This is a genomic window from Streptomyces sp. NPDC018000, from assembly GCF_044328025.1.
In the GTDB taxonomy this organism is placed as follows: Bacteria; Actinomycetota; Actinomycetes; order Streptomycetales; family Streptomycetaceae; genus Streptomyces.
On sequence record NZ_JBIRGM010000019.1, the window covers coordinates 48551 to 61587 of the forward strand.

At 69.3% G+C, this 13037-nt stretch carries 10 protein-coding genes; 5 read left to right on the plus strand and 5 right to left on the minus strand.

Annotated elements, in window-relative coordinates; genetic code table 11:
• Positions 1-35 precede the first annotated feature (35 nt).
• The 4 genes from ACH4EW_RS26990 to ACH4EW_RS27005 all read left to right on the plus strand — a co-directional run bounded on the left by ACH4EW_RS26990 (position 36) and on the right by ACH4EW_RS27005 (position 5037).
• On the plus strand, positions 36-821 hold the full coding sequence (locus tag ACH4EW_RS26990; protein ID WP_398261180.1) for a 2,3-dihydro-2,3-dihydroxybenzoate dehydrogenase: 786 nt from the start codon (positions 36-38) through the stop codon (positions 819-821).
• Positions 822-1065: 244 nt separating this feature from the next.
• A complete protein-coding gene (locus ACH4EW_RS26995; RefSeq protein ID WP_398261182.1) occupies positions 1066-1725 on the plus strand; it encodes an isochorismatase family protein in 660 nt (219 codons plus the stop codon).
• A gap of 166 nt (positions 1726-1891) precedes the next feature.
• On the plus strand, positions 1892-3838 hold the full coding sequence (locus ACH4EW_RS27000) for an anthranilate synthase family protein (protein WP_398261184.1): 1947 nt from the start codon (positions 1892-1894) through the stop codon (positions 3836-3838).
• 29 nt (positions 3839-3867) lie between these two features.
• Positions 3868-5037, plus strand: a complete 1170-nt coding sequence (locus ACH4EW_RS27005) for an FAD-dependent monooxygenase (protein ID WP_398261186.1) — start codon at positions 3868-3870, stop codon at positions 5035-5037.
• A gap of 85 nt (positions 5038-5122) precedes the next feature.
• Here the strand turns inward: ACH4EW_RS27005 and ACH4EW_RS27010 are convergent, their stop codons facing one another.
• The 3 genes from ACH4EW_RS27010 to ACH4EW_RS27020 are packed head-to-tail and all read right to left on the minus strand — an operon-like array spanning position 5123 to position 8899.
• Entirely contained in the window at positions 5123-6499 is a 1377-nt protein-coding gene (locus ACH4EW_RS27010; protein ID WP_398261188.1) for an NDP-hexose 2,3-dehydratase family protein, read from the minus strand.
• Positions 6500-6501: 2 nt separating this feature from the next.
• Positions 6502-7785, minus strand: coding sequence for an activator-dependent family glycosyltransferase (locus tag ACH4EW_RS27015; RefSeq protein WP_398261190.1), 1284 nt, complete (start codon positions 7783-7785; stop codon positions 6502-6504).
• A gap of 16 nt (positions 7786-7801) precedes the next feature.
• Positions 7802-8899, minus strand: coding sequence for a cytochrome P450 (locus ACH4EW_RS27020; RefSeq protein ID WP_398261192.1), 1098 nt, complete (start codon positions 8897-8899; stop codon positions 7802-7804).
• Between the two features lie 575 nt (positions 8900-9474).
• On the opposite strand from ACH4EW_RS27020, the gene ACH4EW_RS27025 reads away from it, so the two are divergent.
• Positions 9475-10332: a BTAD domain-containing putative transcriptional regulator gene (locus ACH4EW_RS27025; protein WP_398261194.1), complete on the plus strand. Its 858-nt coding sequence runs from the start codon at positions 9475-9477 to the stop codon at positions 10330-10332.
• A 151-nt stretch (positions 10333-10483) separates the two neighbouring features.
• Here ACH4EW_RS27025 and ACH4EW_RS27030 read toward each other — a convergent pair whose 3' ends face one another.
• Entirely contained in the window at positions 10484-11521 is a 1038-nt protein-coding gene (locus tag ACH4EW_RS27030) for an alpha-ketoacid dehydrogenase subunit beta (protein WP_398261196.1), read from the minus strand.
• A 32-nt stretch (positions 11522-11553) separates the two neighbouring features.
• Positions 11554-12531, minus strand: coding sequence for a thiamine pyrophosphate-dependent dehydrogenase E1 component subunit alpha (locus ACH4EW_RS27035; RefSeq protein WP_398261198.1), 978 nt, complete (start codon positions 12529-12531; stop codon positions 11554-11556).
• Between the last annotated feature and the right edge of the window lie 506 nt (positions 12532-13037).

Below are 13037 nucleotides of genomic sequence, written 5' to 3' on the forward strand. Positions count from 1 at the left end.
ACCAGCCCCGCAGCGACACGATGAGGAGGAGCACGATGGGCACAGCGAACTGCGACGAGGTCGCGCTGGTGACCGGGGCCGCTGGAGCCATAGGCCAGGCGGTCGTCCTCGCGCTTGCCGGGGCCGGTGCCCCGGTGGCCGCCGTCGACGTCAACGCGGAGGCTTTGCGCGAACTGGAGCGGCAGGCCGTGGGCAAGGGCCTGGCGGTCACCGGCTTCGCTGCGGACGTCACATCCACAGGGCAGGTGGAGGCGGCCGTCGCCGCAGCCGAGGAGCGCGTCGGCCCGATCGACCGCCTCGTCAACACCGCCGGGGTGCTGCGTGCCGCCCCCGCCCTGGCGCTCACCGACGACGACTGGGAACAGACCTTCGCGGTCAACACCACCGGGGTCTTCAGGGTCTCCTCCGCGGTCACTCGCCGCATGGTCGAGCGCGGAACCCGCGGGGCAGTCGTCACCGTGACGTCCAACGCCGCGGCCGTACCCCGCATGCACATGGCCGCGTACGGCGCTTCGAAGGCCGCTGCCGCCGCCTACACCAAGAACCTCGGGCTGGAGCTGGCCCGTTACGGTATCCGTTGCAATGTGGTGGGCCCCGGCTCGACCGACACCCCCATGTTGCGCTCCCTGTGGCACGACGAGTCCGGGCCGGCCAACACCCTCAACGGTGTGCCGTCGGAGTACCGCGTCGGCATTCCGCTCGGAAGGTTCGCCACACCTGCCGATATCGCGGACGCCGTCGAGTTCCTGCTCTCCGAACGTGCTTCGCACATCACCATGCACGACCTGCTCGTCGACGGTGGTGCCACCCTGGGCCGCTAGGAGACCGGGGTCGCCGCACTCCGCACCGGCAGGCTTCCGCCGGCCCGCCCCCGAGCGAGCCGCCCTTGCACCGGCTCACCTGGGCTCATCCCTAGGACGAACGGACCGGGCGCACAGACTCCGGCACCGCTTTCGCCTCGGATCGATCGTTCACCGGCCCCGCTGGCGCACCAACGCCACACGCGGACAGGGGTCTGGCACGAAACGGACACACCGCCCTCTACCGCACAGGAGGACATCGGCCATGGCCATTCCCGGCATCGCGCCGTATCCCATGCCTGCCGAGCACACTCTGCCCGTCAACATCGCCCCCTGGACGCCGGACCCGGAGCGGGCCATGCTGCTCGTGCACGACATGCAGCGCTACTTCGTGGAGCCTTTCCCCACTCTGGAGCAACCCGCCCGAAGCCTGCTCGCCAACACCGCGAAGCTGGTAGAGCACTGCAGAGCGCTGGGCATACCAGTCTCCTACACTGCCCAGCCGGGTGACATGACCCAAGAACAGCGCGGCCTCCTCAAGGATTTCTGGGGGCCTGGCATGAAGACGTCGCCGGAGCACCAGCGCATCATCGACGAGGTGGCACCCGACGAAGAGAGCGCAGTCTTTACCAAGTGGCGCTACAGCGCCTTCCACAACAACGGGCTGTTGGAACACCTGCGTTCCAGCCGCCGCGACCAGTTGATCGTCTGCGGGGTCTACGCCTACGTCGGCTGTCTGATGACAGCCGTCGAAGCCTTCGCCAATGACATCGAAACTTTCTTCGTGGCAGACGCCGTCGCCGACTTCTCCGAGGTCCACCACCACTCGGCCCTGGAGTACGCCGCCGCCAGGTGCGCAGTCGTGCTCACCACCGACACGGTACTGGCCTGGCTGGAGGAGCGCGACCGGGCCGCGTGCATCTGACCCGGTCCCCAACAGCCCTGCACAGCCCGCTGTCACCAACGCGATCCATGTCTTCGGCGATCTCGGCCTGTCCAGCCTGTTCGGCGCCCCGGCGTTCCCCGGCCCTACGAGCGCCGTTCTTGCCGCCCGGCTCCTATCCGTCCGAGCACTCCAGGAAGAGAGCATCATGACCGACGACGAGGCCCAGTTCGCCCGGCTCCTCGACCGCGTTCTCGGCGAGCGGCCACCCGCCTTCGCGCTGCTCCACCGGCCCGAGGCAACCGGTCGCCGCATAGAACTGCTGCTCGGTGATGTGTCCACGGCGCGCCGGCTGGCCGACCTGCCGCTCCCCAGTCTCGAGGACGATCTGCCCGGGCCAAAGCACGAGATGCTGGCGATGGTGCCATACCGGCAGATGTCCGAACGGGGGTTCAGCTGTCACGACGACGGCGCCCCTCTTCTGGCACTGTCCGTCACCGAGCAGAGTTCGTGTCCGCTGGACGTGGCCCTGGCCCGACTGCCCGACACGCGCGTCGACCTCGCGGACACCGGGTTTGACGTTGACGACGAGGAGTACGCCGCCATCGTGCGCCGGGTGTTGGAGCAGGAGATCGGCCACGGTGCCGGCTCCAACTTCGTCATCAAGCGGTCCTTCACCGCCGAGATCGCCGACTGGTCCGTGGCGACCGCGCTGGGTCTGTTCCGCCGGCTGCTCAGCGGTGAGCGTGGTGTCTACTGGACCTTCGTGGTGCACGCCGGTGACCGGACCTTCGTGGGCGCCACTCCGGAACGGCACGTCAGTCTCTTCGACGGGACGGCGGTGATGAACCCGATCAGCGGGACCCTGCGCTATCCGCCCGAGGGTCCCGTGCTGCCCGACGTGATGCGCTTCCTCGCTGACCCCAAGGAGGCGGGGGAACTGCACATGGTGGTCGACGAGGAACTGAAGATGATGGCCCGGATCTGCGATGAGGGGGGCCAGATCGTGGGTCCCTACCTCAAGGAGATGGCAACCCTCGCGCACACCGAGTACCTCATCAAGGGCTCAACCTCTCGCGATGTGCGGGAGATCCTGCGGGAGACGATGTTCGCCCCCACGGTCACCGGCAGCCCGCTGGAGAGCGCCTGCCGGGTGATCCGCAAGTACGAACCCCGGGGCCGCAGTTACTACAGCGGCGTCGCCGCGCTGGTCAGCCGCGACATAAACGGCGGTCGGTCACTCGACTCGGCGATCCTGCTGCGGACGGCGGAAGTCGTCGACGGCCGGCTCGAACTGTCGGTGGGCGCCACCCTGGTGCGCGACTCGGACCCCCGGTCCGAAGTGGCGGAGACGCGTGCCAAGGCCCTGGGCATGCTGCGCGCCCTGGGCACGGTCGGTTCCGTGTCCGGCTCCGCGGCGACCCCGCCCGGGCTGGGCAGCCATCCGGAGGTCCGCCGGGTCCTGGAGGCACGCAACGACAGCCTCGCGCCGTTCTGGTTCGACCGCTCGCGTGACGGTGCGTACGGGGCCGTCCTCGCCGGCGAACGCGTCCTGGTCCTCGACGCCGAGGACACCTTCACCGCGATGATCGCCCAGCAGTTGCACGCACTGGGGCTGACCGTCGACGTCAGCCGTTTCGACGCGCCGCACAACACGGACGCGTACGACCTCGTGGTCATGGGCCCCGGCCCAGGTGACCCGCGGTCGGTCGACGACCCCAAGGTCGCGTTCCTGCACACCACGATCCGCCGTCTCCTGGACACCTCGACCCCCTTTCTCGCGGTGTGCCTCAGCCACCAGGTGCTGGGCATCCTCCTCGGCTTCGACATCGTCCGGCGCGAGCGGCCCAACCAGGGCGTGCAGAAGGAGATCGACCTCTTCGGACGCCGGTGCGTGGTGGGCTTCTACAACACCTTCGCGCTGCACAGCGCCGTCGACGAACGGGAGTGCCCGGACGTCGTGAGGAAGGTCGCTGTGTGCCGGGATGCGCGCAGCGGCCAGGTCCACAGCCTGCGCGGACCAGGCTTCCGCTCCTTCCAGTTCCACGCGGAGTCCGTCCTGAGCCGCGACGGCATGGGGGTACTCGCGGAGACGGTAACCGAGCTGCTCGTGCCCTCCTTGGCACCCGGCGCCGACGCCGTCCCCGTCATCTGAAAACCGCCCGCGACACCGGAGGCCGGACAATGGCAAAGTTCATCATCGCGGGTGGCGGCATCGGCGGCCTGGCCACGGCGCTGAGCATCGCCCGGCGCGGCCACGCTGTGGAGGTCCTGGAGCGCAAGGCTCGCTTCGTGGAGTTGGGGGCTGGCATCCAGATCGCCCCCAATGGTTTTCACGCGCTCGACCGGCTCGGCGTGGGAAGTGAGGTGAAGTCCGGGGCAGTCCACATCGACGCCCTGCAACTTCTGGACGCCGTCTCCGCTGAGCGCCTGGCCGTGCTCCCTCTCGGGACGGAGTACCGACGGCGGTTCGGGAACCCGTACGCCGTCGTGCACCGGAGCGACCTCTACGCGCCACTGCTGGGTGCCTGCCAGAAGCACGAGGGGATCACGCTGCGCGCGGGAGTGGCGGTCGCCGGATACGAGCACACCGCCTCGGGGGTTCGTGTTTTGCCGGTGGCCGGCGCGGCCGCCGAGGCCGACGCCCTGATCGGCGCGGACGGCCTCCGCTCGATGGTCCGCGCACAGCTCATCGGCGACGGCGCGCCCCGCGTGTCGGGCCACACCATTTACCGCGCCGTCGTACCGATGGACCGTGTGCCACGCTCGCTGCGGTGGAACTCGGTAACCCTGTGGGTCGGCCCGCACTGGCACTTCGTGCACTACCCCATCGCCGACGGCAGCAAGCTCAACCTCGCCATCACCCGGGACGACGGCTCCCGGGTGGCCGTGTCCGGTGTCCCGGCGGACCGTGAGCACGTCCTGTCGGCGTTCCCCGGCATGCACGGCACGGCCCGCCGTTTCCTCGAACTCGGCGAGAGCTGGCGGACCTGGGTGCTGTGCGACCGTCCCCCGACGCCGAACTGGACCGACGGTCGGGTCGTCCTGACCGGCGACGCCGCACACCCCATGCTCCAGTACTCCGCCCAGGGCGCGTGCATGGCCCTGGAGGACGCCGTCGTGCTCGGTGACCTGCTCGACTGTCCGACGCACCGGATCGCCGAGCGGTTCGCACAATTCAACGCAGCGCGGCGGGAGCGTACGGCTCGCGCTCAGGACGCGGCCCTGTGGATGGGTGAGAACATCTACCACCCGTCGGGGACCGAGGCCAAGGCTCGGGACGTAATGCTCGCGGAGATGTCCGCCGACGACATCATGGGCGCGGTGTCCTGGCTCCACCGTCACCGCGTCTGAAACAACAGCGAGGGCCGGGCGGCCTCCCCTGACTGCCCTCCAGGGAGGCCGCTCATGGTGCCGGCACCGGCGGCGCCGGACGCGCTCAGGCGACGCTGTGGAGGCAGGCGAACAGGCTGCGGGCCTCCACGTTGAGGTAGTAGCTGTGCTGCAGCAGGTCGGCCAGCTGGTGGACGGACACCCAGCGGAAGTCGGGGTGTCCGACCGGCCGGTCCAGTGCGTCCAGGTCTGCCTCGACCACGATGTAGCGACTGCGGGTGTGGTAGAAACGGCCGCCCTCCTCCGAGAGGACGGTGTCGAACCGTATCCGGCGGGCGTCGGCGTGCAGCACCTCGTCCAGGAAGGGCGGGCGGGCGCTGGCCGGTAGGACGTCGTAGTTCTCCGGAGTGCACTGCACGGTCGGGGCGAGTTCGATGCCATCGACGTATCCCGGCTTGGCCTTCGCCTGTACCAAAACGTGCAGGACGCCGCCGATGGTGCGCACCAGGAAGCCGACCACACCGGGCGTTCCGGCTTCGATCATTGGCTGGGTCCACTGCTCCACCTCGCGGCCCCGGGCAAGGACCCGGACGCCCATGACGTCGAAGAAGAGGCCGGTTTCGTGGCTGAGGCGGCCGTTCGCGCGGTGCCAGCCGGTCATGCGGTCGAGCGGGATGGGACGCACCCGCATGTCGAGGCCGCTGCGCACGTCGGTGATCCAGCTGAGGATCTCGCCGGTGGTGTACAGACTGCCGCCGGGCTTCTCGGGGCCGGCGAACGGCAGGCACGACAGCACCGTCCGGGAGTCCATGTTCACCAGGTCGTCCAGGCCGAGCAGTGCGTGGATCTGCCCCAGGGTCAGCCAGCAGAAGCCGTCAAGGACCTTGATGGGTTCGGTCACCTCGATGATCATGTTGCGGTTGCGCTTGCGGTAGAACCACGAGCCCTGTTCGGACTGGCGCACGTCCGCGATGACCGTGCGCCGAGTGACGTCCTGGAAGTATTCGAGGTACGGAACGGCGCGGCCGCCGTGCACCCGGGTGTAGTTGCTGCGGGTGGCCTGCACGGTCGGCGAAAGCTGGAGCCCGTTGTAGTTGCCCGGCTCCACCTTTGCCTGCATCAGGAAGTGCAGGACCCCGTCGAACTCGGTCGCTAGGATGCCCAGGATCCCGATCTCCGGCTGGTTGATGATCGGCTGTTGCCACTGTGCCACCGCCGTGCCCGGGCTGTGCACTTCGAGGCCCTGGACGGAGAAGAAGCGTCCGCTGTCGTGCACGAGGCTGCCGGTCTCCGGGTCGGCGCCCCAGCCGACCAGCTTCTCCAGCGCCACGGGCTCGACTTCGGCGTAGGACTGTTCGGCGTATCCGGCGAACCACTGATGGAACTCAGAAAGCGTCGTCATCAGGCCGTCGCGGGCCTCGGCCGAGCGGGCGATGCGTACGGCGAGCGGTTCGGCGACGGCTGGCCAGGTGCGGTGGCTCATGGTTAACGGACCGCCCCCGCGAACTCGGCGACGATACGCTCCAGCATGGGCACAACCTCGGCCGGTGACGGCTGCGCCAGCAGGTCGGCCCGGATCCTGGCAGCGCCGGCGGCGAGGGCCGGCTCGTCCAGCAGACGGACGACGCACTCCCTGATCGCCTCCGGTGTGGCGTTGTCGGCCGGCAGGCATAGTCCGGCGCCCAGCTTCTCCTGCCGCTGCCCCGCCATCAGGGTGTCGTAGCCGTGGCCGAGGATCAATTGGGGCACCCCGTGGTAGGCGGATGTCAGGCGTGAGCCGAAGCCCCCGTGGTGCACGATCGCGGAACAGGTGGGGAGGAGGTCGTGCAGCGGGACGAAGCCCGCCGCACGCACGTTCTGAGGCAGGGGCCCCATCCGGGCCGCCTCGTCGGCGGCGAGCGTGACCACCACCTGCACGTCGAGGTCGGCGAGAGCCCCGAGGATCTCCCCCGACGTGGTGGCCGTGTTCGCGATTTCGTTGGACATCCCGAGAGTGAGGCAGACGCGCCGACGTTCGGCGGGCACGCGCAGCCAGTCGGGGACCACGCAGCGGCCGTTGTAGGGCACATAGCGCATGTCGATGGTGCGGCCGTCGACGTCCAGTTCGGTGCCGGGCACCGAAGTGGCGATGGTGAACCCGCCGACGCGCAGGCGCTCGGTCCACGCCCCGCCGAAGCGGCGCACGGTCTCCTCCAGCCATTCGCGGGTGGGGTCCTCCCGGTGCTCGGGGTGCTGTCGCCCGTACAGCCGCAGGAATTCCTGGCGCGCCCGCCCGATGAAGTCGAGACCGTACAGGAACCGCGCGTGCGGAACGCCCAGGGCTTCGCCTACCACGGCTCCGGCAAGGGTGAGCTGTTCCCAGATCACCAGGTCGGGTTGCCAGTGGCGGGCGTAGGCGATCAGGTCGTCGATGAACGGGTCGTTGCTGATGCCGGCCAGCAGAGAGGAGACCAGGATCTTCTCCAGGCCGAGCAGCCCCTGCCAGCTCCACGCCTCCGGGTCCGTCCAGCCCCAGTCGAAGGTGCGCAGGTAATCGGACGCGCCCCGGTCCATCAGCTGCCCATAGAGCTCCGGCTCGTAGGGGTCGTTGCGGTACCACTCGGTGTTGCCGACCGGCACGACGGTCATCCCGCCGCCGGTGGCCGTGTCGTTGAGGTCCGGGTGGCCGGCGACACGCACCTCGTGCCCGGCGGCGCGCAGGGCCCAGGCTAGCGGCAGCATGGGGTGAAAGTGCGTGGGATGCGGCATGCTCACGAAGAGGATCTTCATGTCTGGCTTACCTGCCTCACGACGTTGCGACCGGATAGGTGACCACCGGGCGGGAGACCGGCGCGGCCGGGCGGCGTACGACCGCCCCGGCGGGGGCCCGCCCGGGGCACAGCAGGGCTAGCTGGCGCAGGCCCTCCCGGGCATTCGCCACGGCGAAGGACAGCACGGAATTCCGGGTCAGGCCGGGCGGCAGAACGGCCGCGGTTTCGGCCGCTGCGCGGTCCGGGTCGAACCGGTCAGGTTCGGTGAAGACCTCCGGGTCACGGTTGGCACCGCCGATGACGACCACCACGTGGTCGCCCGCCTTGATCCGCCGGCCGGCGATGTCGCACGGCGAGTCGGCAACGGCGGCGTACAGCTGCGCCGGCGAGGCCAGGCGCAGCGTCTCCGCGACCATGGGGGTGGCGTACCGCGGCTCCGCCCGCAGCCTGGACCACAGGCCGTGGAGGTCCTGTCCGGCTGTGGCGGCGGTGTGCTGGACGAGTGTGTCTACGACCAGGCCGGCCGCCATCGCAACGCCCGCGGTCGCGAGGAGCAGCCGCTCATCGGACGCACCGACCGAGGGGAGCGCCCGCAGCGCGGCCTCGCCGTTGGCGATGCGCCGGGTGTCGGCAAGATTCTGCGGGTAGAACGGGGCGTCGAGGGCTCCGCCGGTGAGCGCCGAGGCCGTGGACAGCGCCCGTTCCTCCGCCGCGTCCAGGCCCCAACGCCTCGCCAGTGTGCCAGTCGCGGCCTTCCTTGTGGCCGCGACCACGTCCAGGTCACCGGGCGTCCTCCCGGTCAACGCGCGCTCCCAGCCCTCTTCCGCGGGCCACGCTGCGTCATCCTCCTCCGTGCTGGCGGGAACGGGACCGACCACGCCGTCCAGCAGTGGCCGGGCGCGCAGCGCGGGTTCCGACCGGACCGCGAGCGCCACATGGTGCCGTGCGGTGACCCAGTCGCCGGTGAAGCTGCGGCTCAGCGGCTGCTCGGCGATCGCGCGCCAATACGGCCTCGGGTCGGTGTCCAGTCCTCGCAGGAGAGCTCCGTAGGGGTCGCCCCGGGCGGCCGCGAGCCATACGAGCCCTTGTCGCAACTGGATTCGTCGTCCCTGTCGGGGGGCTGTGCGCACCATGTGCGAAGTCCTCCTTGTCAAAGGGATAGAGCGCCGGTCGGAGGGCAGGGCGATGCGCGTGCAGTCCAACCGGCCCATCGCTTCACCACATGGTCGGAGCCCACCGTGGACCACCGCTGGAGTCGCGATGGACCGACCGGTCGCTGCGGATTCACGGTTCAACGACCGGCGAATTGCCGCGAAACACCCGGCACGTCCGCCGAGGCACCCCGGCGTAACAACGGACGGCGCCGTCCAGGGCAGTCCGGGCATCGGGCCGGACCGCCCTCCGGGCAGGGGCGGAAAATAAATCCAGCGCACCAACTCCCCGTATCTTATGTATATTAGGCAGGAGCCAAGGGAATACAGGTTAAGAGAGTTGGAGCTCACGGGCTGCCGACGCGGCCCATGGCATGTCAGGGCTCCGCCATTGGCCCGCACCAGGAACTTTGCGGGCCGGCCACGGGAGCCGCGCACCGACCGGGACGCCCCCTCCTTCCTGGCATCGGACCGGGCGTTCACAGCACATCGCGGTTCCCCAACCTTGTGCGCGGATCACGGCATGAATTCGACAACGACAACTGGGGGTGCGCCACATGCAGGCCGACAACACGATCGCCACAGCAACGGATTCATGCGAGATCCGGGTCCTTGGACCACTGAGCGCTGATCTGCACGGAATTTCTGTAGTTCCGACGGCCAACAAGCCGCGTCAAATGCTGGCTCTGATGGCTCTCAACGCCGGTCAGGTACTCCCGGTGTCCACCCTCATGGACGAGATCTGGCCCAACGCGGACATTCCGCGCAGCGCGCTCCCCACCCTGCACACCTACGTCCTCCAGCTGCGCCGCCTGCTGACCAAGGCTCTCGGTCAGGACGCGCGGGCGGCTAAGGACATCCTCGTGACCAGGCCTGGTGGTTATCTGCTGGACGTGCCGGCGGGCTCGATAGATGTCACTGCGTATCAGCAGCTGCTCAACAGGGCGCGTGCGGCCGCCGCCCGGAGTGATAACGTGACGGCGGCCCGCGCGTACGACGAGGCGCTCGGGCTGTGGCGCGGGCCGGCCCTGGTCGACGTGCAGCCTGGGGCCGTTCTTACACCGGAGGTGGCCCGGCTGGAGGAGAACCGGCTCGGCGTCATGGAGGAGCGGATCGACATCTGGCTGCAACTCGGCTGCCACGCCCAGCTGCTGGACGAGCTCGCCTCGCTCACCGGGCGGCATCCGCTCAACGAAAACCTGCATGCGCAGTTCATGACCGCGCTCTACCGCGCTGGCAGGCAGAGCCGAGCCATGGAGACCTTCCAGAACCTGCGCCGCCGTCTCGTCCGTGAACTGGGCGTCGAACCCTCCCGCCGCGTCCAGATGCTGCACGCGGCGATGCTCGCCGCCGATCCCGCTCTGGAAGTCCTCCCGGCGGACGACCGTGCGAAGCTGACGTTCGCGGCGGCGTGACGACGTCGAGCACCGCCGGCTGCCTGGCCACAGTGCAGGCCCGCAAACCCCTGCCGGTGACGCCCGGTCGACCAGGTGCCAGGCCCGCCCGGGCCAGAGTGACCTAACAGGGGGGCACGGCCGTGTGCCGGTCCACGGCAGCCGGACACGCTCAGAAAGGCCCCTGAAATCCGACGGCGATGTCCACCAGCCCCGGAAGGTCCCCCTGCGTCTCACCGCATGCCTGGAGGCAGGCGTTCACGATGTCGTCGGCGCCGGGGTGGAACGCCTCCTCCAGCGGCTGCGAGACCGGCGCCGGGCTGTCCGGCAGGGTCACCCGCCGGACCGGCGCGAGCAGCGCGTGCGGTACGTTCTCGGCGACGACTGCGGCCACCTCGGCGGCGAAACCGTACCGGGACCAGCTGTTGTCGGCGACGACCAGACGGCCGGTCCTGGCCACCGACTCGCAGATGATCCCCTCGTCCAGCGGCCGCAGGCTACGCACGTCGACCACTTCGGCGTTGATCCCGCGCAGGGCAAGCTGGCGCGCCGCGCGTTCCGCCTCATGCACCATCAGCGAGGCCGCGACCACAGTGACGTCGTCGCCTGGCCTCGCGATCCGTCCCGTGCCGAACGGAATCGGGACGGCCTCGGCCGGGACCTCACCCGTCAGCGGGTACAAACGGCGGTTCTCGATCAACACCACGGGCGTGTCCCCGGTCAGCGCCTGCACCAGCAGGCCCTTGGCGTCGGCGGGCGACGCCGGTGCGGCCACGTGGAGACCCGCGTAGTGTGCGAAGGTCGCGTGCGGGCTCTGCGAGTGCGTCGCGCCCTGGCCCCAGCCGCGACCGACGATGCCGCGCGTCACCACAGGGGCGCCTCCCTTGTCGCCGCCGTACATGTAGCGCCACTTGGCAGCCAGGTTCACCACCGAGTCCAGTGCCAGGAACATGAAGTCCGCGCGAATGTGCACCAGCAGGGGCCGCAGGCCTGCTACGGCCGCACCGACGGCGAACCCCGCCGTGCCGTTCTCCGCATTGGGCATATCGATCACCCTGCTCGAACCGAACCTGGCGAAGGCCTCCTTGGTGGTCCCGAAGGTGCCGCTGATGTCGTCCACGCCCTCGCCGGCCACGAAGATCCGTTCGTCCAGCTCCATGCACTGGACGATGGCCTCGCTGATGGCCTGGGCGTAGGTAAGCGTGCGCATGTCCGTTCTCCTCTCCGTCGGGTCCCCGGCGATCAGCGCGCCAGCGGCAGGTACGCACCGTCGAGCAGGCCGTCGACCGACGGGAAGGCAAGCGCCTTGGCCCTCCTCACCGCCTCCCGGATCTCCGCCTTGTACCGCGTGCGCCATGCAGCCACCGCGGCATCGATCTCCGGTTCCTCAGCCCGCAGTGCCGCGGTGGCACGCACGATCGGGCACCGGGCCGTCCAGAAGTCGATCTCCTCCTTCGACCGGTATCCGTAGTCGTGGTCCAGGCCGGGCCCGACGTGTTCGCGCCAGCGATACGTCATCAGCTCCAGCAGGAACGGCCCCCTGCCCTCACGTGCATGGAGCAGCGCCTGCCGCGCCGCGGTGTGCACGGCAAACACGTCATTCCCGTCGATCTGCAGCGCCGGGACTCCGGCCCCTTCCGACCGGCCGTGGATCGAGGTGCCGGCCGGCTGCCTGGCGGTGAGCGGTGAGCAGTTCGAATACAAATTGTTCTCGCAGACGAAGACCACCGGGACCTTGTGCACCGCCGCGAGGTTGAGCGACTCCGCGAAGACGCCCTCCTCGGTGGCCCCGTCCCCGAAGTAGGTCAGCGCCACGCGAGCACCGGATTCGCGGGAGAAGGCCCAGGCGGTACCAACAGCCACCGAGATCATCTCGCCCAGGATGGCCGCCGAGCCGGCGAAGCCTGCCTCCTGGTCAATCAGATGCATGGAACCGCCACGGCCGTGGGCGCAACCGTCTTGCCTGCCATAGAGCTCGGCGACCAGTGCATCTAGATCGCCGCCCTTCGCGAGGTAGGGCGCGTGAGAACGGTGACTGCTGTAGACCCAGTCCTGCGGTGTTGTCGCCGCACACACCCCGACTGCGGTGGCCTCCTGGCCGATGGAGAAGTGCACGGGGGTGCGTATCTCCTGCTCGTCACGGTAGAGGTCGGCGAGGGTCTCCTCCACGACACGGATCCGCACCATGTCGCGAATCAGCCGAGCACGATCAGACACCATGGATGAGCTTCCCAATCCGTGAGTCGGTGATGACGGCGGCCGCGGTCCGTAGGGGTTTCCCGCCGTGGTCGCGGCCGGGGATCTGCCCGCAGGAACGTCAGGCGCTTCGCGGTCGTACAAGCGCCACCGGAGCGGTTCACCTATGCCACAGCATGGCGCCAGACGATGGAGAGCAAGTCGAGCCGTACTGAACGGGGCACGCACCGCCGACAGACGGCACGGTCCGGCGACGGGACAGTCAGCTGACGAGGCGTCGCCAAGTCCGCGGAGATGTACAGCCGGGATCCGCGGGGCCGCCTGGCGCGAACGTCTGGCCCGGTACGAGGGCCGCCTGGCAGGGCAGACACCCCGTGTCGTTTGAGGCCAAGTGGCGGGAGTGCGGGCGTGGTGTGCCAAGCGGTCGCTTCGTCGTAGCGGGTGCGGGTCTTGAGCAGCTGTGGAGGATGTGGTTCCCCATTGCTCGGGAAATGCTGATCAGACAGTCAGGACGGGTTGACGGGTTTTCA

Excerpts from the sequence above, each read along its gene's own strand:
- ACH4EW_RS27020 (WP_398261192.1), bottom strand. The coding sequence starts at position 8,899 with ATGGTGCGCACAGCCCCCCGACAGGGACGACGAATCCAGTTGCGACAA.
- ACH4EW_RS27035 (WP_398261198.1), bottom strand. The coding sequence starts at position 12,531 with ATGGTGTCTGATCGTGCTCGGCTGATTCGCGACATGGTGCGGATCCGT.
- ACH4EW_RS27005 (WP_398261186.1), top strand. The coding sequence starts at position 3,868 with ATGGCAAAGTTCATCATCGCGGGTGGCGGCATCGGCGGCCTGGCCACG.
- ACH4EW_RS26995 (WP_398261182.1), top strand. The coding sequence starts at position 1,066 with ATGGCCATTCCCGGCATCGCGCCGTATCCCATGCCTGCCGAGCACACT.
- ACH4EW_RS27030 (WP_398261196.1), bottom strand. The coding sequence starts at position 11,521 with ATGCGCACGCTTACCTACGCCCAGGCCATCAGCGAGGCCATCGTCCAG.
- ACH4EW_RS26990 (WP_398261180.1), top strand. The coding sequence starts at position 36 with ATGGGCACAGCGAACTGCGACGAGGTCGCGCTGGTGACCGGGGCCGCT.
- ACH4EW_RS27025 (WP_398261194.1), top strand. The coding sequence starts at position 9,475 with ATGCAGGCCGACAACACGATCGCCACAGCAACGGATTCATGCGAGATC.
- ACH4EW_RS27000 (WP_398261184.1), top strand. The coding sequence starts at position 1,892 with ATGACCGACGACGAGGCCCAGTTCGCCCGGCTCCTCGACCGCGTTCTC.
- ACH4EW_RS27015 (WP_398261190.1), bottom strand. The coding sequence starts at position 7,785 with ATGAAGATCCTCTTCGTGAGCATGCCGCATCCCACGCACTTTCACCCC.
- ACH4EW_RS27010 (WP_398261188.1), bottom strand. The coding sequence starts at position 6,499 with ATGAGCCACCGCACCTGGCCAGCCGTCGCCGAACCGCTCGCCGTACGC.